The 21,808-nt window shown below is 54.9% G+C and carries 16 protein-coding genes; 8 read left to right on the forward strand and 8 right to left on the reverse strand.

The genetic code is table 11. The features are described from left to right. Positions 1-16: 16 nt before the first annotated feature. Genes G6R38_RS20160 through G6R38_RS20170 form a run of 3 tightly spaced genes read left to right on the forward strand, consistent with a single transcriptional unit; the run spans position 17 to position 3,188 of the window. On the forward strand, positions 17-1,474 hold the full coding sequence (locus tag G6R38_RS20160) for a DUF1501 domain-containing protein (protein ID WP_166830481.1): 1,458 nt from the start codon (positions 17-19) through the stop codon (positions 1,472-1,474). Further along, positions 1,471-2,343, forward strand: coding sequence for an amidohydrolase family protein (locus G6R38_RS20165; RefSeq protein WP_166830486.1), 873 nt, complete (start codon positions 1,471-1,473; stop codon positions 2,341-2,343). The genes G6R38_RS20160 and G6R38_RS20165 overlap by 4 nt, the downstream gene beginning before the upstream one ends. Next, a complete protein-coding gene (locus G6R38_RS20170; RefSeq protein ID WP_166830491.1) occupies positions 2,343-3,188 on the forward strand; it encodes an amidohydrolase family protein in 846 nt (281 codons plus the stop codon). The genes G6R38_RS20165 and G6R38_RS20170 overlap by 1 nt, the downstream gene beginning before the upstream one ends. Before the next feature lie 76 nt (positions 3,189-3,264). Here G6R38_RS20170 and G6R38_RS20175 read toward each other — a convergent pair whose 3' ends face one another. From G6R38_RS20175 to G6R38_RS20195, 5 genes are all read right to left on the reverse strand, one after another. Then, positions 3,265-4,608, reverse strand: coding sequence for a Gfo/Idh/MocA family protein (locus G6R38_RS20175; RefSeq protein ID WP_166830494.1), 1,344 nt, complete (start codon positions 4,606-4,608; stop codon positions 3,265-3,267). Positions 4,609-4,680: 72 nt separating this feature from the next. After that, positions 4,681-5,403, reverse strand: a complete 723-nt coding sequence (locus tag G6R38_RS20180; protein ID WP_166830499.1) for a 3-keto-disaccharide hydrolase — start codon at positions 5,401-5,403, stop codon at positions 4,681-4,683. A gap of 56 nt (positions 5,404-5,459) precedes the next feature. Beyond that, entirely contained in the window at positions 5,460-6,470 is a 1,011-nt protein-coding gene (locus G6R38_RS20185; RefSeq protein WP_166830503.1) for a threonine ammonia-lyase, read from the reverse strand. 104 nt (positions 6,471-6,574) lie between these two features. Beyond that, positions 6,575-7,981 carry a DUF1501 domain-containing protein gene (locus tag G6R38_RS20190; RefSeq protein ID WP_166830507.1) on the reverse strand — a complete coding sequence of 469 codons (1,407 nt, stop codon included), beginning with the start codon at positions 7,979-7,981 and terminating at the stop codon, positions 6,575-6,577. 54 nt (positions 7,982-8,035) lie between these two features. Beyond that, positions 8,036-10,477: a PSD1 and planctomycete cytochrome C domain-containing protein gene (locus tag G6R38_RS20195; RefSeq protein ID WP_166830510.1), complete on the reverse strand. Its 2,442-nt coding sequence runs from the start codon at positions 10,475-10,477 to the stop codon at positions 8,036-8,038. A 150-nt stretch (positions 10,478-10,627) separates the two neighbouring features. Here G6R38_RS20195 and G6R38_RS20200 point away from each other — a divergent pair, with 150 nt between their 5' ends. From G6R38_RS20200 to G6R38_RS20215, 4 genes are all read left to right on the forward strand, one after another. Next, complete coding sequence (locus tag G6R38_RS20200) at positions 10,628-12,043, forward strand: glycoside hydrolase family protein (protein ID WP_166830513.1); 1,416 nt, start codon at positions 10,628-10,630, stop codon at positions 12,041-12,043. Between the two features lie 256 nt (positions 12,044-12,299). Further along, positions 12,300-13,154, forward strand: coding sequence for an endonuclease/exonuclease/phosphatase family protein (locus G6R38_RS20205; RefSeq protein WP_206028650.1), 855 nt, complete (start codon positions 12,300-12,302; stop codon positions 13,152-13,154). Positions 13,155-13,580: 426 nt separating this feature from the next. Beyond that, a complete protein-coding gene (locus G6R38_RS20210; RefSeq protein WP_166830517.1) occupies positions 13,581-16,490 on the forward strand; it encodes a protein kinase domain-containing protein in 2,910 nt (969 codons plus the stop codon). A gap of 38 nt (positions 16,491-16,528) precedes the next feature. Beyond that, positions 16,529-16,915 carry a VOC family protein gene (locus G6R38_RS20215; RefSeq protein ID WP_166830519.1) on the forward strand — a complete coding sequence of 129 codons (387 nt, stop codon included), beginning with the start codon at positions 16,529-16,531 and terminating at the stop codon, positions 16,913-16,915. Between the two features lie 206 nt (positions 16,916-17,121). Here the strand turns inward: G6R38_RS20215 and G6R38_RS20220 are convergent, their stop codons facing one another. Then, positions 17,122-18,000: a mechanosensitive ion channel family protein gene (locus tag G6R38_RS20220; RefSeq protein ID WP_206028651.1), complete on the reverse strand. Its 879-nt coding sequence runs from the start codon at positions 17,998-18,000 to the stop codon at positions 17,122-17,124. Between the two features lie 311 nt (positions 18,001-18,311). Next, positions 18,312-19,175 (reverse strand): bifunctional 5,10-methylenetetrahydrofolate dehydrogenase/5,10-methenyltetrahydrofolate cyclohydrolase, encoded by an 864-nt coding sequence (locus G6R38_RS20225; protein WP_166830523.1) that lies wholly within the window; start codon positions 19,173-19,175, stop codon positions 18,312-18,314. Positions 19,176-19,500: 325 nt separating this feature from the next. Between G6R38_RS20225 and G6R38_RS20230 the strand changes: the two genes are divergently transcribed. Beyond that, on the forward strand, positions 19,501-21,228 hold the full coding sequence (locus G6R38_RS20230; protein WP_166830525.1) for an NADPH-dependent assimilatory sulfite reductase hemoprotein subunit: 1,728 nt from the start codon (positions 19,501-19,503) through the stop codon (positions 21,226-21,228). A gap of 49 nt (positions 21,229-21,277) precedes the next feature. Here the strand turns inward: G6R38_RS20230 and G6R38_RS20235 are convergent, their stop codons facing one another. Beyond that, positions 21,278-21,730, reverse strand: coding sequence for a response regulator (locus G6R38_RS20235; RefSeq protein ID WP_166830527.1), 453 nt, complete (start codon positions 21,728-21,730; stop codon positions 21,278-21,280). Between the last annotated feature and the right edge of the window lie 78 nt (positions 21,731-21,808).

Raw genomic sequence — 21,808 nt, forward strand, 5'->3', positions numbered from 1 at the left:
GAGCCAACCAACTGCTATGGAATCACCTCACACCCCCGTATCCCGCCGCGACTTCTTCAGCCGGACCCGCGATGGCGTCTTCGGAGCGGCTCTCACGTCGTTACTTTGTCAGGACTTTTTTGGCAGTGATGCCCTCGCCAACGAGGAACACGCGCCGATCAAAGTGCATGACTTGAAAGCGAAACCGACCCATCATCCGGCGAAGGCGAAGTCGGTCATTCATCTATTCATGAATGGTGGCCCGAGTCAGATGGATTTGTTCGACCCGAAACCGGTGTTGAACAAGATGGATGGCAAACCGTTCCCGGGTAGCAAAGAGGAGATCGGCAACTTCAGTACCGCCGAAGTCGGCGTGATGATGGGCGGTCAATACGGTTTCAATCGGCATGGCGAATCGGGTCTGTGGATGGCCGATGTGCTGCCCGAGACCGCGAAGCAAATTGATGATATCTGCTTCATCAATTCGATGTGGACCGACCATCCAAACCACGACAACGCGTTGTACAAGATCCAAAGCGGTCGGCTGTTTATGGGCTACCCGACACTCGGCGCGTGGACGACCTACGGGCTCGGTACGGAAAATCAAAACCTGCCGGCCTATGTCGTGCTGACCGATCCCCTCGGTCCACCCAAGAACGGCACGCGAAATTGGACGTCCGGTTTTCTGCCGCCGTTGTATCAGGGTACGCCGTTTCGCCCGACCGGTTCGCCGATTCTCAACCTGAAACCGCAATTCGATCAGTCCGCATCCGTCACCGATGCCGCCACACGACTGCTCAACCAACTCGATGAAATCCATCGACACGAACGTCCCCACACACCGCAACTCGATGCACGCATTGCGTCATACGGGTTAGCGGGGCGAATGCAACTGACCGCCAGCGAAGCCCTCGATCTCTCCCGCGAAACCAAAGAGACGCAAGAGATGTACGGCATCGGCGACGACATCACTGACTCGTACGGCAAACGCTGTTTGCTGGCACGACGACTTGTCGAACGTGGTGTGCGATTCGTGCAACTGTTCCTCGAAGAACAACCATGGGACAGCCACGTCGATCTGGGGCCGAACCATCGTCGTATCTGTGAACGTACCGATCGCCCAGTGGCTGCACTCTTGAAGGATCTCAAGCAACGCGGTTTGCTCGAAGATACCCTCGTCATCTGGGGCGGCGAATTCGGACGCACCCCGACATCGCAAAAATCTGGCGACCTCTACACCGGTCGCGATCACAACATGCAGGCTTTCACCTCGTGGATGGCCGGTGGTGGAGTGAAGGGTGGCATGGCGTATGGGCAGACCGACGAGTTCGGCCACGCCGTCGTCGAGAACCCTGTGAGCGTTCACGATTTCCACGCCACGATTTTGCACCTGCTCGGCCTGCATCATCACAAACTATTCATCACTCGCAGCGGACTGGAAGAACGCCTTACCGGTTTGCATCCGCCGCGCGTGGTCGAGGAGATTCTCGCGTGACCGACGGGACGCTCAATCGCCGCGAACTGCTGGCAACCTCACTCGTCCTTGGAGCACTCGGAACGATGGCCAAAGGCACCGCTGCGGAATCACAATCGGCTGACGTTCCCGTGATCGACACGAACATCAGCCTGTTCCAATGGCCGTTTCGTCGATTGCCACTCGATGACACTGCAAAGCTCGTGGGCAAGCTGCGAAGCCTGGGCATCTCCGAAGCCTGGGCCAGCAGTTTTGAAGGCGTGCTCCATCGAGACATCACCAGCGTAAACACGCGGTTGGCGGAGGAATGTCAACGGTTCCCCGAATTGAATCCGATCGGTGTCATCAACCTCAACCTTCCCGGTTGGCAAGACGATGTGCGGCGGTGTTTCGATCAGCATCATATGCCTGGCGTGCGGTTGTTCCCGAGCTATCACGGTTACACACTCGCCGATGATGTCTTCGTCGAACTGCTGGCAATGGCCGCGAGGGCCAACCGTTTCGTGCAGATTCCGCAAACACTCGAAGACCGCCGCACGCAACATCCGCTGGTCCACGTGGCTGATGTCGATTTGAATCCATTGGCCAGTGTCATGCAAATGGTGCCCGCTGCTCGTGTGCAAATTCTCAATCTGCGACCGCGATTGGATGTCGTCAAGAAACTGGAACCGATCGACCGGATCACCTTCGACACCGCTCGAGTCGACAGCACCGATGGTGTTGCGAAGATGCTGGAAGTTGTGCCAGGACGAGTCGCGTTGGGGACTCATGCTCCGTTCTTGATTCCCGAAGCCGCCTTGATTCGTCTCGCAGAAAACCCACTGGAAGCCGACTCGCTGCTGTCGATTCTCAATCGAACCGCCGACAATTTGATCGGAGCTGCCCGCTGATGAATTCGCCGATCCGTCTGGGACTTCCCCCTGCTGAGCAGCTCAAGAAGTACCGCATTTGGGATTCGTACTTCACGCCGTCGCACTACCACCCCGGTGCCGACGGTTTCAGTCAACTTGTGACTGGCATCGAACAAACGCTGCCAGCGATCCAGTTGGGGCGGTTTGAGAAGCTGTGTTACTTCGCCCATGTCGGTCTCGGCACAACGACCGATGCAAACCTCGAAGCAAGACTGCAATCACAACCGGAACTCGTATTGAAACCGCTGGAGCGTTGGCCGGATTTGTTGATCGGAATGATTCAAATCAATCCGCATCGAGTGCCGGAATCGCTTGATGCACTCAAGCGTTGGCTGCGGGATGGACCGATGCGGGGCGTGTATTTTTCCGGCGGCGGACCAACGGCAATGACGTGCACGCATCGGAATTTTCATTCGCTCATCGAACGCATTGCCGACTTCGGCGGGGTGATCATGCAGCACACGTGGTACAAGACGGGCGGAAAACAAGGAGCCGGCGAATCGACACCAGCCGAGTTAGCCGAACTGGCGAAACAATATCCAGACCAGAAATTCGTCTGCGCTCACGCTGGCGGAGAGTGGGAGCAGGGCATCCGCGCCGTCCGCGAACATGCAAACGTTCTGATTGAAACTTCCGGCTTTGATGCCACCGCCGGTTTCATCGAAATGGCAGTCCGCGACCTCGGAGCCGAACGAATCATTTTCGGCTCTCATCTTCCGTCCCGATCACTGGGTACCGAACTCAGCAAAGTCATCGCGGCTGACATCACTGAAGCCGACAAGAAACTGATCTTAGGCGAAAACTTTCGTCAGCTTCTGGGATGACGAATCGTAAAGGGGCAACGTTTTTTCAAACGCTGCCCCTCGCGATTTATCAAGATCGCCTTAGTCTCTCACCGCATCAAACCCAAGTGGGTTGCCAGCCTTTGCGGTAATGCTTCGTGACCCAACGTTGAGCTGGCTTGAGGTTCGTGATTTCCATTGCGTCGGCGTCCCAGGTCAGTTCTTGACCGGGGAAACGAATACCGATGGTTCCAAGCAGTACGGTCTCCGTGAGTGGGCCCGCGTAATCGAAGTGCGAAGTTGTCTCACCCACACCTCGACAAGCATCTGCCCATTGCGTGTAGTGGTTGACACCTTCGACGATCGGCAAGTCGTCCGCGGTGAACTTCTCTGCGGGAAATGCTTTTGGCATGGCAACGTGCGGAATGACGAGCGAACCTTTCTCGCCCACCAGCACCGAGCCGGCATTCGGCAGCCGATAATCGGATGGGATACCGGTCAGTTCTTCACGTGGCGGTCGCACGTTAACGGCGTCGTACCATGTGACTTTCAAACTCGGCCCAGTGGTGTATTCGGTGCCGGGGAACTCGTATCGCACGGTGGCACGATCGGTCCAAGTTTCGGGGAACAATGGTGGGGCTTCGGCGGTGAGTTTTGTGGGCGACGTCAGTTTCAAGGACTTGAATACCGGATCCAAGATATGGCATCCGAAGTCACCAAGTTGGCCGGTGCCGTAGGCTTGCCAGCCTCGCCAATTGAACGGGTGATACAAGCCATCTTTGTAGGGCCGTTCCGCAGCCACGCCTTGCCAAAGGTCCCACCGCACGTTCTTCGGAACGGGATCACTTCCTTCGGGGCGGGCCATGTGTCGCGGCCAACCGGGTTTGCCGCCTTGCCAAGAGTGAACTTCTTTGACCTTCCCAATCAATCCGGAATGCACCCAATGCACGGCGGTGCGATACGCGGTGTGAGACTGAATTTGATTGCACATCTGCGTGACGAGTTTGTACTTCTCGGCCGCCAATCGCATTTGCCGAGCTTCGTGCACGGTATGCGTGAGCGGTTTCTGACAAAATATGTGCTTGCCCAAGTGCATGGCTGCGAGAGAAATCGGAGCGTGCATGAAATCGGGAGTCGACACCAACACGCCGTCGATCGCTTTCGATTGATCGAGCAACTTTCGCCAATCGGCGAATGTCCGGGCCGATTCGTATTTCTCCGCCGCTTGACCGAGGTGCTTCTTGGAATTGTCGATATCGCACAGTGCGACGACTTCCACATGCGGACTGGAGGCAACCCCTCTCAAGTCGCTCCAACCTTTGCCGCCCGTGCCGACGCTTGCGATCCGCAATCGGCTGTTTGCTCCCAACACTTTGGAATAGGAAGCGGCGGGTAAGCCGATGGCGGCACCGGCGAGAGTCGCGGACTTCAGGAACGAACGACGAGTTGTCGTTTGAGACATGCTGTTTCCTCTGTGAGTTGGCGGAAATGCGTTTGTTGAGATGCAGTACGAGTGACGATCACGATTGTCGGTTTATGTGTCTTCGTCGGACAGTTCCCGAATGTAAAGATTGCGGAAGTACAACGTGTTGCCGTGGTTTTGGAGTTCGATTTGCCCCGTGGAGTAAAGCGGTTTATCGCGTTCCCAATAGTTTTCCAGCACGGTGTTGTCGACGACGAGTTTCCCGTTGAGTTTGATCGTGACTTTGTCACCCACCATGCGAATGAAGAACGTGTTCCATTCGCCCACGGGGTTGTCGGCTTTCACTAACGGGAACCGCGGATTCTTTTTGTTGTTCCACAGCGATCCAGAGCCTTTCTCGGCCCCGTGACGGAAGTACGGTTCGTATTCGGTATCCCAAATCTGCACCTGCGGTGTGCCTCGCAGATAAATCCCGCTGTCGCCGCCTTTGAGAATCTTCCAATCAACGTACATTTCGAAATCACCGTAGTCCTTGGCCGTGCAAAGACTCTTACCTTTGCCGTCGAACACGAGCACGCCGTCCTTGACGGTCCAGTGTTCTCGCATCACTTCGTCGGCCTTTTCCTGAGCGGCTTTCAATTCCTCGGGTGACATCTTCGCCCGTGTTTTCGGGTTACCTACCAAGCCTTTCCAACCGGTGAGGTCTTTGCCATTGAACAACGGCGTGAATCCGGGAGGCGTTTCTGCATTGGCTGTGGACTGCGACGGAAGAACCCCCGCGAGTGTAGCCAGAAGAATGAGTGACGACAGGGCAAATTGTGGGGTTCGTTTCATAGTTTCACTTCGTTGGGTGTCGATTGGGTTGACTTGAAAACTCGATGGAATTTGGCTCAGTGTGCTTCACCGATCCACGTTTGAAATTGTTCCTCATCTACGTTCCGGCCGCTGAGGACTATTACGATATCACCGTTGCCGTCCGGTTTCACCTCGCCGGTGAGAACCGCGGCGGTTGCGATTGCACCAGAAGGTTCGGTCCGTACGCCGTGATGCTCGTACAGCCACTTCATCGCCTGTTTGGTTTGCTGATCCGGAACGGTAACCGATTGCGGGACGTGCTGTTTGAGGATCGGCCAGTTGTGTTCGCCGACATCGTACGAGAGCAAGCCATCACAAATGCTTTTGGGAAGATCGATGCGTGTTCGTTCGCCGGATGCGAGCGATCGACGGAAATCGTCCGCGTGCTCCGGTTCAACGCCGATGATTTTCGCTTCCGGGAAACCGTCCGCGATGGCCAAGGCATGTCCCGCCATCAAACCGCCACCGCTCACCTGACAAACAAATTGCGAGACGGTCCGCTCTTGGCGTTTCAATTCTTGGACGATCTCCAAACCACCAACGCCATTCCCTGCGATGACGTGATTGTCATCGTATGGCGACGCCTGCACGCCATTTTCTTCCTCGGCGATCTGCCGCGTGAGCCGGTCCCGTTCGCCGGTTTCATGATCTCGGGCGATGTCGTAGGTTCGAATTTCCGCTCCGAAAGACCGTGTGAGTTCAAACTTCCGTTTCGGTGCGGTTTCCGGCATCACGATGATCACGCGTTTGCCGTACCGCATCCCCGCGAAGGAAATTCCCGAGGCGAAGTTGCCCGACGAATGAGCCGCCACCGGCCGATCACCGATTCGCTCCAAATTGTTCGCCATCCAGTTGAGAGCCCCGAGCAACTTGAAGGAGCCAACCGGCGTCCAGCCGTAATCCTTCAACCAAACCCGCCGATCGGCGGGCAGGCCCAGCTCTTTTTCGAGTGCGTAGGAGCGAATCAGCGGGGCAGGGGAGATGTGTTCCCGAATAACTCGCTCCGCCTGGCGGACATCATCAATTGTGGCAACGGTGGTGGACATGGAGCGAGTGAGTTTTCTGAAAGTGATTCGTTGTGTCGCGTGGTGACTCAGGATTGAAGGCGATCCCGGTGGTCACCCTCGCCCCAGAAACTGGCCACTTCGATTTAGGCGATGATGTCGTGCACCACGTGGCCGGCAACGTCGGTCAGGCGGAAATCGCGACCGGCATGACGGTACGTCAGCCGCAGATGATCCATCCCCAGCAGATGCAACATCGTGGCGTGCAAGTCGTGAATGTGAACTTTGTTGTCTCTGGCGTAGTAGCCGTATTCGTCGGTGGAGCCGTATTGAATGCCGGTCTTCACGCCACCGCCAGCGAGCCACATCGTGAAACCTTCGGGGTTGTGATCGCGTCCGTTGTGGCCTTTTCCTTGGCACGTCGGTGTGCGGCCGAATTCTCCGCCCCAAAGCACGAGCGTGTCTTCGAGCAACCCGCGGGCTTTCAAATCCCGCAGCAACCCGGCGATTGGTTTGTCGACTTCCCCGGCATTCTGTTCGTGACCTTTCTTGAGATTCCCATGCTGATCCCATTGCACTTCGGTGTTGCTATGCGTGATCTGTACGAACCGCACACCGCGTTCGGCAAACCGCCGTGCCATCAAGCATTGTCGACCGAAATCCGCCGTCGTTGGATTGTCTAAGCCGTAGAGTTCGTGGGTCGCTTGTGTTTCGGCAGCGAGATCGAGTGCGGCCGGCATCTCCGTTTGCATTCGGAACGCCAATTCAAAGGATTTGATCCGAGCTTCCAACGCCGCGTTCGGTCCGGTTTGTTCTTGGAAACCCGTGTTGAGTGATTGCATCAAATCGAGTTGCAACCGCTGTGTGTTTCGACTGAGCTTCGCGTTCTGAATGTACTTCACTCGAGCCTGTTCGGACGACAAACTCGCATTGCCCAGCGGTGTGCCAGAGTACGCCGCCGGAAGAAATGCGGAACTCCAATTCTTCGTTCCCCCATGAGCAAGCGTGGGGCAGATCGTGATGAAACCGGGGAGATTCGAATTCTCCGTACCGAGCCCGTAATTCACCCACGCCCCCATACTGGGACGCACGAATGTGTCGCTACCGGTGTGGAGTTTTAAACTCGCTCCACCATGAGCCGGGTTTGTGCCATGAAGCGAATTGATGATGCACATGTCATCCACGCATTCGGCGACGTGCGGAAACAATTCGCTCACGCGAATGCCACTTTCGCCGTATTGCTTGAACTTCCACGGCGACGCGAGCAGTTCCCCAGTCGGCGCGAACTGCACTCGCGGCTTCTCGAACGGCAGCGGCTTTTTATCGTCTTTTTGCAGCTGCGGTTTGTAGTCGAACGTGTCCATATGCGACGGGCCACCTTTCATAAATAGAAAGATGACTCGCTTCGCTTTGGCGGGAATGTGCGGAGAATCGAACTCGCCGGTTTTGTTTGAAGAGTTGGCGGCACGGGCTTCGTCAGCCAACATTGAGGCCAAGGCCAGCGAACCGAATCCGGCACTGGATCGTTGAAGAAGTTGTCGTCGGGAAAGCATGGTTCTGATCTCTTGCAGATCGGGGGGAGAGCGGAAGGCAAATGGAGGCTATCGCTATCGCACGTAAATGAACTCGCTGGAGGAAACAATCGCCTGGCACAACGCCTGCCATGCGTGCGTTGTTGCTTCGTCCGTCTGTTCGGGCAGCAGCGATTGAAATTGGGTGAGAAACTGGCGAGATCGTGTGGCTTCGGCATCCGTCGCGGGACGACCGTAAGCCAGTGTGAACAGACGCCCGATGCGGTCGGTATCTGTCGGTTCCTCATCGAGCAACCGCTTCGCCATCGCAGTGGTGAGTTCGTCGACGAGTTCGGAATTCATCAGGAACAACGCTTGCGGTGCGATCGTGCTGGTCTCGCGGTTCCCGTTCAAAACGCTGGCGTCGGTGTAATCGAAAAGTTGGAACATGTCGTACAGGTGGTTGCGGATCACCGGCACATAAATCGACCGCCGCCGAATGGAGAGATACTCCGACTTATCCTGTGAGGTGTGATTGAACACAAACTCATGGTTTTTGTGTTGCAGCAAACTTCCACCAATTGTGGGATCGAGTGTGCCAGTGACGGCGAGTAACGCATCCCGAATGGCTTCGGCATCGAGACGCTGCACATCGAACCGCCAATAAAACTGGTTTCCGACATCCACAGCAACGTTGTGATCATCGAAACCGCTTTGTCGTTGGTAGGCGTCGGAAGACATAATCAAACGGTGCATCGTTTTGATCGACCAACCGCTTTCAATGAACCGAATCGCGAGCCAATCCAACAATTCCGGATGCGTTGGCGGTTCGCCTTGGAGTCCGAAATTGTCGACTGTTTCGACCAATCCTCTACCGAAATGCCATCGCCAAATTCGGTTGACCATCACGCGGGCGGTGAGCGGGTTACGGTCGGTCAACCAACGGGCAAATGCCAGCCGACCGCTGCGTCCTTCGGGGATCGGTGGTTGTTCGTCACCCGCTAACACGCGGGGAAATCGTCGCGGAACAACGTCACCCAACGTGAGATGACTTCCGCGAAGGTGAATCGAAGTGTCAGCGACCTCGCCTTCGGTGACGCCCATCGCCGTGGACGGTTTCGGCGCATTGGTTTCCAGCGTTTTCAGTTCCTCACGGAGCTTCTTCAATTCCGCCTGAGTTTTCTCGGGAAATCGCTTCTCGACATCCTTGGGTACCGTCTCGCCCATGGGCGGCTTGAGTTCGCTTTTCGCGGTCGCCACGAGTGTTTCGATGGTCTGTTTTTTCTCGGCAACCGACTGCTCGTGCTCTTTCTGACGCGCCAACTCCTCCGGTGTGGAAATCTCGTTTTCGTACCACTTGGCGACGGTTTTGAAGGTTTCCATCGTCCGGGTACTTTTGAAGATGCCGGCAAGGGCGTAGTAATCGTCGTGCCCGATCGGATCAAATTTGTGCGTATGACAGCGAGCACAACCGAGCGTCAACCCCATCAGGCTGCGACCGACGGTATCGAGTTGCTCGTCGACGATGTCCATCTCCATCTTGGCTTTGTCGACTTCGGCCAGCACTTTCGGACCGAGCACCAAGTAACCGGTGGCAATCAACCGTTCGTGACGAAGTTTCCAATCGTCGCCGGAGTCGAGCAGATCCCCTGCGAGTTGTTCGATTACAAACTTGTCGTACGGTTTATCGTTGTTGAACGCATTGACGACGTAATCCCGATACCGCCACGCATTCCCGTGGGCCACGTTTTCGTCCAAGCCGTTCGAATCTGCGTACCGAGCGACATCGAGCCAATGCCGTCCCCAGCGTTCGCCATAGTGCGGCGAACTCAGCAACCGATCGACAAGTCGGGCGAACGCATCGTCTGAGTCATCCGCGAGAAAAGCGTCAATCTCCGCTGGCGTTGGCGGGAGACCAGTCAAATCGAATGTGGCTCGGCGAATGAGCGTGCGTTTGTCGGCGGCAGCAAGTGGACGTAAATCGTTCTTTTGCAGACGAGCGTTGATAAACGCATCGATCGGGTTTTTGGTGGGCGTGTCGAGCGTCGGAACGGCCGGCTGCGCTAACGGTTGAAACGCCCAATGCTTGCGGCCGGCTTCGATGTCGATTTGGTTCCGCGGTTGCGTGACTTTGACCGTTCCACTGTCCGGATGCGGAGCCCCCATCTCGATCCAGCGGGTCAAATCCTGGATCTGCCGATCGGACAATTTATCATCCGGTGGCATTTTGAGGTCGTTGTCCTGATAGCCCACCGCCGTCAGCAGCAAACTGCTTTTCGGTTTGCCGGGAACGATCACCGGTCCCGCTTTGCCCCCTGTGAGAATGCCCTGCAACGAATCGAGCCGCAGTGCCGATTCTTGCAAATCCTCACCGTGACAGTCGTTGCAATGCTCGACCAGCAGCGGCCGGATTTTGGTCTCAAAGAAACGAATTCCCTCGTCGGTTGCGGGCGTGCCAGGTTTCTTGGCATCTTCGGCGGCCGGGACAGACCCGCCGAGCAGCGTCAAAATGACGAAAGCCGTCGCGAACTTACTCATGGGCTTTAATTTTTTCTAACTGCAGCCGATGGCGTCTCGAACTGTTGCGCGAAACAATTCCCAGCCGTACGACTGCCTTTCGGATCAAACAACTCTTATGATAAGTTTGAAGTGTCCCGTTGTCATCCCCAGGCCCAGGAAAGTCCCAGTATGCGGTATCATTTTTTTCAGTCGGCGGTTGCTTTGTATCTGTTAGCGGGTTTGAGTCATGCCGCCGAACCAATTTCGCTCGAGACACGGTTGGAACCGTTCGTTGACGAATTTCTCATCGAGTCGATGAACGGCGATCTCTCGCAGCAACTCCAAAAACCGGAGCCGAAAGAAGTTTCCCTCGTCACGGACAAGCCATGGGAAGGCAACACCTGCGCGTATTACACAATCTTCCAGGATTCCGACCGGTACCGCATGTACTACCGCGGTTCCCACTTCGATGAAAAAACACGAAAAGGCACTCACCCCGAGGTGACATGCTACGCCGAAAGCAAAGACGGCATTCATTGGACGAAACCGAACCTCGGACTGTTCGAGTTCAACGGCTCGACCGAGAACAACATCGTTTGGGACGGCATCGGGACGCATTGTTTCGCCGCATTCAAGGACGAAAACCCTGATTGCCCAGCTGATGCGAAATACAAAGGCATCTCTCGCGGTCGCCCGCAAGGCAAACGTGGTCTGTACGTGTTCCAGTCGCCCGATGCGATCCACTGGAAATTGATGCACCCGGAACCTGTCATCACCACCGGGGCCTTTGACTCCCAAAACCTCGCTTTCTGGGATCGTCACACCAAAGAGTACCGGGAGTATCATCGCATCTTCACCAACGGCATCCGTGCGATTATGACGGGCACTTCGAAGGATATGATTCACTGGAGCAAACCACAGCTACTGAAATATCCCGACACACCCGACCAACATCTCTACACCAACGCCGTTTTGCCCGACCCACGCGCCCCGCACATTCTGATCGGTTTCCCCACCCGATTTTTGCCAGCCGAGGGCCAACGAGTGGAACCAACGTTTATGTCCAGTCGGGACGGGGTGACGTTCCGTCGTTGGCTCGATCCGGTCATTCCGGAATCCGCCCCAAAAGATCGCGGAGGCAATCGCAGCAACTACATGGCTTGGGGAGTGGTCGAACTTCCCAGTCGCCCCAATCATTTATCAGTTTATGCAACCGAAGCTTACTATACCGGCCCCGACAGCCGACTCAGACGGTTTGAATATCGCAAGGACGGCTTTGTTTCGATTCATGCGGGTCAGAAAGGTGGTGAGTTACTCACTAAACCGATCAAGCTCGGCAAACTCGCAGAACGCCTCGTCCTCAACTACAAGACTAGCAATGATGACGGATCCGTTCGCGTTGGTATTGAAACCCTCTCCGGTCAGCCAATTGCAGGACATGACATCAAAGATTGCACACCACTCACTGGAGATGCCATCTCCAAGACCGTGACATGGAAAAAGAGCGCCGATATTAGCACACTCAAAGGGAAATCCGTCCGCCTAAGATTCCACATCCAGAATGCAGATCTGTACTCTCTACAATTCCAACCATGGCTACGGTAAACTGTTTGTCCATACAGATTTTGCGTCGATTGGCTAGCAATTCTTCACCGAAAGATTGCACAGTCATCACACGAAATTCAAACCGGTATCACAACTTGGTCAACTACGTTTCCCCGCAAAATCGCTGGGCTTGACTACGAGATACTCGATATTGTTTAGTCACAAGAAACACGCCGACATGTTATCATCTGCACAACAGTTTCACCTTCGGTTTTGGGTCGTCTTGGTAGCAGTCATAGTCATGACGATAGATCCAATGACATTATCCGCTCAAGAAAAGACGAACAGCGCAAGTCACAACGCACCGATCAAAGTCATGAGTTTCAACATCCGCTATGGTGCGGCTAACGACGGTGAGAACCATTGGAAACATCGAGCCAACCTAGTCGGGGAAACGATCGAATTGTTCAACCCGGATTTACTAGGCACTCAAGAGGTACTCAAGTTCCAAGCGGAATTCTTGAAAGAGAAACTTCCCGAATATGGGTTTCATGGGGTCGGCCGCCAAGATGGAACTGAAGAAGGTGAGTATGTCCCGGTGATGTATCGGAAGGATCGTTTCAAAGTGATTGATTCGGGTTTCTATTGGTTAAGTGAAACCCCTGATGTGCCGGGCAGCAAAAGTTGGGATTCCTCACTGCCCCGCATGGCCTCTTGGGTGAAACTTGAAGACTTGCAGTCGAACGGTTCGGAATTTGTTTTCGTTAATACTCATTTCGATCATCGCGGGCCGTCAGCTCGGCTGGAGTCAGCCCGGTTGATTCGTCGTCAGGTCGACAAATTGGAACGCCAAGGCATCCCTGTGATTATCACTGGTGACTTCAACACCACCGAAGATGGACAACCGTATCAAGCGTTGGTACAAGGCCCCAACGATGACGACAAGCCGCTCGTGGATTCCTATCGGCAAAGCTATCCTGAACGCAGCCGAAACGAAGCGACATTCAGTCGGTGGGTTGGACATCGTGAGGGTTCGCGAATTGATTGGATTCTGCACTCACAAGACTTCACCACACTGAATTCCAGCATCAACTACACCAACGAAAACGGCAAGCATCCTTCGGACCATTACCCGGTCCAAGCAATTCTGAGACTCAAGCCGCAACGATAGCCGGAGTTGAGTTTCAGATGAGGTTGACCGCCCGGCTCGTACACAAAGTTCCATCAAAGCGGACACCAAGAATTGCAGTTTTTGGTGTCCGCTTTGATGTTGGTTAGTTGATCTATTCATCTAACGTCCGTGGGAATCTTGTTGAACAATCCTGCTGCTTTGCATTTATCAATGTGGGTAGAGGTTGCCAGTCCGCATTGGGCATGGAGCAAAGTGCGGACTGATATCGCGGTAATCGTCGTATCCCAGGCGTCACCCACGTGATATGATGCAACCATTCAACAAACTCCGAAGCAGCTCGATTGAACACGGAGATTCCAACGTATGACCGTGGCCATGTCTTGCCCGCATCCTGGATGTGGAGAATCGTTTTGCGTCACGAAGCACCAACTCGAACGAGGTGTGCGCTGTCGTTTTTGCGGAAAGATGATTGGCCCAGTCGATGCGGCCACCGCTTCAACAAGCCGGTCCGCAGATGTGACGATCTTGCCGAAGTCATCCGGGACGCGGTCATCGGAACGCCAGCCGTCCCGTAACAGCACGCCATCGCCACCGAGGGTCGTCGGGGGATACCGAATTGACGAAGTGCTCGGGCAGGGGGCGTTTGGCACGGTTTATAAAGCGACCGACCCCGAGTTAGAACGACCGGTTGCGTTGAAACTTCCGCAAGCTCACACGTTGGATTCCAAAAAAGCTCGCGAACGATTTCTTCGGGAAGCCAAAGCGGCCGCTCGGTTGCGGCACCCACATATCGTGCCGGTGTTCAAAGCGGGACAGACCGCGGAAGGGCTTTATTACATCGCCTCCGCATTCATCTCCGGCCAGACGCTCGATGCGCACATTGATCACAAACCGGTCGAACCAAGACGAACCGCCCTTATTGCCAAGCAAATTGCCGAAGCCCTGCAATACGCGCATCAGATGGGCATTATCCATCGAGACGTGAAACCGCAAAATGTGTTGATCGACGAACGCGACGAACCGCAGTTGATGGATTTTGGACTCGCCCGTTTGGAGCAAGCATCCGAGAAGCAAACGCGGGAAGGCAGTGTGCTCGGAAGCCCGGCGTATATGTCGCCCGAACAAGCTCGCGGTGTGCAAGACGACGTTGGTCCGGCGACGGATCAATACGCTGTTGGTGTCGTGCTTTACGAAATGCTCACCGGTCAAATTCCGTTTAGCGGACCTCCTCAGGTTGTCATTGCGAATGTGCTGTCGCAACCGCCGGAAAAGCCCAGTTCCATCGAACCACGTGTGCCGATCGACTTGGAAACCATCTGCCTCAAAGCGATGTCCAAGCGTCCTCAAGATCGCTACGTCAATTGCGGAGAGTTGGCCGCCGATTTGGAACGCTGGCTGGAAGACAAGATGATCCTCGCTCGTCCGCTGTCGTTGCCACAACGGTTTGTCCGATGGAGCCGCCATAACCCGGCGATCAGCGGATTGATCGGGATGGTAATGCTCGTGACATTCCTGGGATTGCTGGGAATTCTTTGGCAATGGAAGACGGCTCGCACGAATTTCACCATCGCTCAACGCAACGCCGAAAAAGCCGCTCAAGCCGAGAAGGTTGCCAAGACGAACCTCGCAACCGCGATGAAACGGGAAGCCGAAGCCGAAGAGAACGCGGCAATCGCCGAGAAACAAAAACAGGAAGCCGAGAAACAACGAGTGGCAGCGGAAGTCGCAAAGAAGTCTGCCCTTGAAGCCGAAGCGCGAGCGACAGCAAATGCCGATCAGTTGGCAAGACAGAAGGCGAAAGTCGAGGAGGCATTGCTCGACGCGGAACAACAACGCAAAATCGCGGAGCGTCTGCAAGCCGAGGCAGAGAAACGGGAAACCGAACTGCGTTGGAAGACTTATCAGTTTTCGCTGAAGAACGCCCAATCCGCTTTGGACGACAACAACAAATCGCTGGCGAGAACTCACCTCTCGGCACTGATTCCGGAAGACGGACAGGTCGATGTGCGGGGCTTTGACTGGTTCTATCTGTGGAATGCCTCCGGTCCCGAGAAGAATTCAGACTCGAAACATCTCCGGTACGTGGACCCGCCTACGTTCAAATCGTACTTGGAACTAGCCGGCGGGGTGGGAGTGCGTTTCGTCGATGGTCGCTTTCTCGTGTTGGCCGAGCCCACTTCGGTCAATGTGTTTGACCTCCAATCGGTGGCGGACAAGCCGGTTTACAACGTGAGTTATCCGCCCGGCATTGAAGCGATGGCGTTCTCCAAAACCAATGGTGACTTATACGTGGTCAGCCGTGTCCCCGAGCAAGCGGCCTTCCGGTTGGATCGGTGGCGGGCCGGGCAAGCGCCATTCAATTTCGTGAGTGCGGCTCGACCACGGTTTCAGTGGGTCGGCCGAGCGTCGCATTTTGACGGGTGCCTGTCGATCTCGTCAGACAATCGGAAGCTGGTTTCGCCATCGCTCACCGAGCCTTATGCATTGACGATGACCACGGTCGACCGCCCGCCCGCTGCCGGTTTCGTCGGATTTCTCTTTGGTCCCGAGACCGACGATCTCGAACCATACGTCGATGTTCTCACCGTTGGTACCGCGATCGGTGAAGTGCCGATTGTCCCCAAAAGCGAAAAGTTGACTAGTTTGTCCTTCACCAACGATGATGGGCACGTGATCGGCACGACACAATCCGCGGACGGCGTTCGTGTCTTGCGGTGGAATGTCGCCTCACGAAAACTGGATATCGAACTCGATTGCCGAATCCCGCCGATCGAAAGCAGCGAACAACCTGTCATTCGATCGGCAACCGACCGATGGATTGCAGTGCCGTTTCAACGGGAGATTTCACAAGACAAGAACGATTTTCAATTCGTCGCGGGATATCAACTCATCGAACTCGCCAATTCACCAGGCGTCCGTTATTCGACTGATGAGCTTGGCAAGGACGAAATTCTGGACAACCGCCGATGGTATGGAACCACCGTTGCCGCGTTTTCGCCGAAGGGCAATCAGTTCGCCTTCGCCGGTTTCTTTGGCCCCAAAAATATGCGGCGGAACTATTGGCAGTCGAAGAATGTCGACCCCGTCGTGGTGTGCGTCAATTTTGATACTGACCCAATCCGTACCACATTCCTGCGGGGGCACACACGCATGATTCGGGACTTGGCATTTAGCCCCGATGGACAACTCCTCGCCACCGGCAGCGACGACGACACCGTGCGACTCTGGGGAGTGGCCGGCGGAAACGAACGCCTTGTCCTCGACAAACACAGCGATGCCGTCGTCCGCGTGGCCTTCAACGCCAATGGCACCCGACTCTATTCCATCGACGACACCGGCGGAATCAAAATCTGGAACGGCACGCGAACCGAGTAGTCACAGCGAAAGACCTTTCTCAAGACGAAAGCCAAGACATGAAACGAGTGACCGGTTTCGGCGGTGTATTCTTCAAATCCCCTGACCCAAAAGCACTCGGTGAGTGGTATCGCAAGCACTTGGGGATGGATGTGCAAGACTGGGGTGGCGTGACATTTCAGTGGGCAACGCCCGACAACCCATCCGGAGTCGGCACGACGGTTTGGAGTCCGTTCAAAGAGAAGACCGACTATTTTGAGCCGAGCAAAGCCGACTTTATGATCAACCTTCGCGTCGATGATTTGCACGCTTTGCTAGCCGTGCTTCGAGAAGAAGGTTGCCAAGTCGATGACAAAACCGAAGATTCCGAATTCGGCAAGTTCGGCTGGGTCATCGACCCCGATGGCAACAAAGTCGAACTCTGGGAACCGCCAGAAGGATCGTGAACTTGAAAACTGTCGGTATCACCCCATCAAAGTGATTACATCTGCCACCGCCAGTTCGGCAACTCGGTGATCGTTAACCTAGTACGACACACCGGTCGGAATTCGGTTTGACAAGCACCGCCGAACACTAACGATAGCGACGATAACCGGTCGCTGTCTTGAAGCGGGAGTCGTTCGCGTCTTAACAAGCGAACGTGCGATTCGTTCTAACTGTCGAGGTTCATCTCAGAGAGTTTTTCTCCGCCCCGAATACCGAAATCCAATGTGCGAATTGGGAAGGGGATCATGATGTCGTTGTCATCAAAGATCGTTTTCACCAGCTTGATCGCTTCACTACGTGTGACGAGATAGCTCCGGTGATCGGAATACTGAACCCAAATTCGCACTTCCAAATCAATCGAGCTGCCGCCAAAACCCGTGAAAAAGACGTCGATATCCTTCGTTTTCAATCTGTTTGGCAGATCTTGAAGACCTTCGAGAAGGACCGCTTCGACCTTCGACAAATCATCGCCGTAAGAAACGCCAACTGCTAAATCAATTCTTCGCTCGGGGATGTTCGTGTAGTTCTTGATGGGATCGGTGAACAGCATCCGATTCGGAACAAGAGCTTCAATTCCTTGAAACGTGGTGATTGTGGTTGTCCGAAGATCGATCGATGTGACTTTGCCCAGATAGTCGCCCACTTCGACGATATCCCCCATCCGGTAAGGCTTATTAAACGCGATCAAGATTCCAGAGATGAAGTTCGCGGTGATATCTTGAAACGCAAAACCTAACGCCAACCCGATGACTCCCGCTCCGGCCAGGAGCGATGTCACGGTCTTGTCGAGATCCAAGATGCCAAGGGCAATAAACAGCCCAACGACAATGACACTAATCTTGACGATGGAAGTCAGTAGGTTTTGCACGCTTTCGGAAGACGTGATCTTCGCGACAACTTTTCCGAAAACACGTGCAGTGATCTTGGCCAAAAAATAGAAGATGACAAAGACAATTAAAGCCACAGCCAAGTTCGGCAAGTTCTTGACTGCCAGCTCAAACCAGCTTTGTAATTCTTCCGTTAAAAGGCTCTGAATCTTCTGCATATCCATATCGTTCTCACTCTTCGTATCACAACCAGTGTCACAACCAATCGCGGTCAACTAGTTGTTGAGTTTGAGACAAACGACTCATTCGAGCCTTTAGTGTAACCGTCCTGATCTGGAGCCGCCGTATTGCATCGTTATCGACTTGCATGCATGAGTTGCGTCGGCTGGAACTCGCCCCCGTGTTTGTGTCTGGCGATCTTTGATTGATGACCGTGATGTTTCGATGTGTTCGACATTTCGTGACGCACTCTCGATGACCGGACCGACAAAACCCGGACGAACACCGACAAGCGGAAACTTGTCTCAACTTACGCGGTGGCAAGTTGTGCCGCCGTCAGGGTATTTCGGAGCAACATGGCGATCGTCATCGGTCCCACGCCGCCGGGGACGGGGGTGATGGCGGTAGCAATTTCTTTGATGGGCTCGAAGTCGACATCGCCGACGAGTTTGCCATCAACGCGGTTAGTGCCGACGTCAATCACGGTCGCACCGGGTTTGACCATGTCCTGGGTAACGAACTTGGGCTTCCCGATGGCAGCGATCAGAATGTCGGCGGTGCGGGTGATCTCGGCAAGGTTCTCGGTTCGACTATGACAAACCGTTACCGTCGCATTCGCCAGCGGACCGCGTTGCATGAGGAGTATCGCCATCGGCTTGCCGACGATTTCGCTGCGTCCGAGCACAACAGCATGTTTCCCGGCCGTCTCGGTGCCGCTTTCTTCCAAGAGAATCTGCACACCGGCAGGCGTGCAGGGCAGGAACCGGGGCCGGTTTTGCACGATCAACCCCACGTTCTCCGGATGGAAGGCGTCGACATCTTTCGTCGCGATCACCGCGTCCAATACGGCTTTTTCCTCGATGTGCGACGGCAACGGCAACTGAACAAGAATTCCGTGCACATCGGCGGCGGCGTTGCATTCGGCGATGAGATCGAGCAGTTGCGACTGGGTCGTTTCGGCGGTCAACCGATGCAGCGTGCTCTGGATATTCGCTTGTTCACAAGCCCGTTGTTTGTTGCGGACGTAAACCGCGCTGGCGGGGTCGTCTCCGACGAGAATCGCGGCCAAATGCGGTTTGACCCCGGTTTTCTCGGTGAACGCTTTGGCTTCCGTGGCGATTTGTTCCCGTCGCTTCGCTGCGATGGCTTTGCCGTCAATGATGCTCGCCGACACGCTTGTCTTCTTTCAATTTGAAGTGGTTCCGCGGATTTCGGGGACGGAAGTCCGCTTCCCCCTGAACCCGGAATTCGCTATGACTGTCCTCATTGTGCAACTTACCAACAATGCTGACAGCGTAATGAACAGACGACACGCATACTGATCTGCGTGCCAATACCGCTCAACACCTATCAGATCACAATGGTAGCGTCACAAGATAGGGAGTTGAGAAAACCTTGTCGTCTCCCAACAATACTCCCTGGGACGGCCAGTTTAACAACACTGTTGGTCGGGCCGAAAGTCGACGCAGTGACGCGAATTCAACAGGAGTGATTTTTCCATGGCCGAAACGTCCACGCCGGATGCAACGAAACTCAGCAAGCTGGAACACCTCAAAGAAAACAGCCGCCAATTGCGAGGCACAATCGCCGAGGAATTGCAGGCCGGCGTTGAATGTTTCAATGGAGACAACTTGCAGTTGCTGAAGCATCACGGCAGCTATCAGCAGGACGACCGCGATCGGCGGAATGAGAAGGACGCCGACGGAAATCGGCTCGGCAAACGCTATATGTTCATGGTCCGCACGCGAATTCCCGGCGGAAAGGTGACTGCGGACGATTTCCTCAAAGAACTCGATCTTTGTGAGGAATACGGTAACGGCACCCTTCGAGTGACTTCGCGACAGGGGTTTCAGCTCCATGGCGTGCTGATCAAAGACCTGAAAGAAGCGATTCGGGGCATCAACCAGACGAAACTCAGCACCATCGCCGCTTGCGGTGACGTTTCGCGGAACACGATGTGCTGCCCGGCACCGTTCAAGAACAATCCGCTGCACGACGAGATGCAAGCCACAGCCGACGCCGTCGCCGAGCATCTCAAGCCGAAGACCACGGCGTATTACGAGATTTGGCTCAAAGACGAGGAAACCGGCGAGTCCGAGAAAGTCGAGGAATTCGTTCCCGTCGAGGAACCGGTTTACGGCAAACGGTACTTGCCTCGGAAGTTCAAAGTCGGCTTCGCCTTCCCGGAAGACAACTGCATCGACGTGTACTCACAGGATTTGGGTTTCTTGGCCGTTGTCGAGAACGACCAGATCGTGGGTTACAATGTCCTCGTCGGTGGGAGCATGGGCATGACTCCCGCGAAGAAGGAAACCTTTCCAGCGGTCGCCAAACGATTGACCTACGTCACGGCGGATCGTGTGGTCGACATTGCCGATGCCATTGTGAAAGTCCAACGCGATTTCGGTAACCGGGAAAACCGCAAGCTAGCTCGGATGAAATACCTCATCCACAACTGGGGCCTGCCGAAATTCAAAGCCAAAGTGGAAGAATACTTCGGCGAAAACTTGCCGGAGCCACATCCGACCGAAGTCACTGATGTCGATGACCATCTCGGTTGGCATGAACAAGGTGATGGCAAATGGTTCCTGGGTGTGTGTGTGCCGAATGGACGTATTCAGGACGAAAATGGTGTCCATTACAAGTCGGCGTTTCGAGAAATCCTGACGAAGTACGGCATGGAGACCCGGCTGACGGCTCTGCAAGATGTGCTGCTCTGCGACATCGAGGAGAAAGATCGCGAAGACATCACGCAGATCTTGAAGAGCAACAACGTCCCGCTGGCGGAGAACCTGACGCTGCTGAAGCGGTATGCGATGGCGTGCCCTGCGTTGCCGACATGCGGATTGGCCGTCACGGAATCGGAGCGAGTGGCTCCGGATATCCTGGCGGACATCGAGAAAGTCATGGACAAGCATGGCTTGATTGGCGAACGAATCGCGTTGCACATGACCGGTTGCCCGAACGGATGTGCCCGTCCTTACGCTCCGGATATCGGACTCGTCGGCAAAGGGAAGAACAAGTACACGCTGTATCTCGGTGGTGACACGGAGTGCACGCGAATCGGGTTTATCTACGACGATCTCGTGCCACAAAACGAAATCGCTCAACGGCTCGAACCGGTTCTGCAGTTCTTCAAATCCGACCGACAGAACGGCGAATGTTTTGGCGATTTCTGCTACCGTCAGGGTAAAGAGAAGCTCGCCGACTTCGCGGCTAACGCGTAAGTAGTTCTTCAGTACGATCACCCAAACCGCCGGTCATTTCCGGCGGTTTTTATTTTGCGCCGGCGGGCAAGATCATGTCTTCGTGCCAGAAGCGGCTTAGATCGCGAAGAAGTTGCAAGAACTTTCCAAAGTCGACCGGCTTGGTCATGTAGCTTTCGACGTGCAAGCGTTCGCTTTCGATCAGATCATCTTCCGCGGTGGAACCTGTCAGAATGACAACCGGGATCGACTGGAGCGATTCATCCGCTTTGATCTCCGCCAACACTTCCCGACCATCGCAGCCAGGTAACGTCAGATCGAGCAGGATCAAATCCGGTCGTGGGGCTTGAGCGTACTTCCCTCGCCGGTACAAGAATTCCAGTGCATCCTCGCCATCACTGAGCCAAGTCAGCCGATGAGCGACTTCACCTTTCTTGATGGCACCAATCGTCAGACGAGCGGCTACGACGCTGTCTTCCACTAGCAAGATATCCATCGGTCGTCCGACCGTATCATGAGTCATGAGTCCTGCCTCGACCGAGACGATTGTTTTCACCGCGTCCTTGGTGAAAGTTGCGTCTCTTGATGCGACTTACAAACT

Source organism: Thalassoroseus pseudoceratinae (assembly GCF_011634775.1).
GTDB lineage: Bacteria > Planctomycetota > Planctomycetia > Planctomycetales > Planctomycetaceae > Thalassoroseus > Thalassoroseus pseudoceratinae.

Coding starts and splice junctions, on each gene's coding strand:
- G6R38_RS20175 (WP_166830494.1), bottom strand. CDS start 4,608: ATGTCTCAAACGACAACTCGTCGTTCGTTCCTGAAGTCCGCGACTCTC.
- G6R38_RS20180 (WP_166830499.1), bottom strand. CDS start 5,403: ATGAAACGAACCCCACAATTTGCCCTGTCGTCACTCATTCTTCTGGCT.
- G6R38_RS20220 (WP_206028651.1), bottom strand. CDS start 18,000: ATGCAGAAGATTCAGAGCCTTTTAACGGAAGAATTACAAAGCTGGTTT.
- G6R38_RS20185 (WP_166830503.1), bottom strand. CDS start 6,470: ATGTCCACCACCGTTGCCACAATTGATGATGTCCGCCAGGCGGAGCGA.
- G6R38_RS20205 (WP_206028650.1), top strand. CDS start 12,300: ATGACATTATCCGCTCAAGAAAAGACGAACAGCGCAAGTCACAACGCA.
- G6R38_RS20195 (WP_166830510.1), bottom strand. CDS start 10,477: ATGAGTAAGTTCGCGACGGCTTTCGTCATTTTGACGCTGCTCGGCGGG.
- G6R38_RS20215 (WP_166830519.1), top strand. CDS start 16,529: ATGAAACGAGTGACCGGTTTCGGCGGTGTATTCTTCAAATCCCCTGAC.
- G6R38_RS20235 (WP_166830527.1), bottom strand. CDS start 21,730: ATGACTCATGATACGGTCGGACGACCGATGGATATCTTGCTAGTGGAA.
- G6R38_RS20230 (WP_166830525.1), top strand. CDS start 19,501: ATGGCCGAAACGTCCACGCCGGATGCAACGAAACTCAGCAAGCTGGAA.
- G6R38_RS20200 (WP_166830513.1), top strand. CDS start 10,628: ATGCGGTATCATTTTTTTCAGTCGGCGGTTGCTTTGTATCTGTTAGCG.
- G6R38_RS20160 (WP_166830481.1), top strand. CDS start 17: ATGGAATCACCTCACACCCCCGTATCCCGCCGCGACTTCTTCAGCCGG.
- G6R38_RS20170 (WP_166830491.1), top strand. CDS start 2,343: ATGAATTCGCCGATCCGTCTGGGACTTCCCCCTGCTGAGCAGCTCAAG.
- G6R38_RS20210 (WP_166830517.1), top strand. CDS start 13,581: ATGATTGGCCCAGTCGATGCGGCCACCGCTTCAACAAGCCGGTCCGCA.
- G6R38_RS20190 (WP_166830507.1), bottom strand. CDS start 7,981: ATGCTTTCCCGACGACAACTTCTTCAACGATCCAGTGCCGGATTCGGT.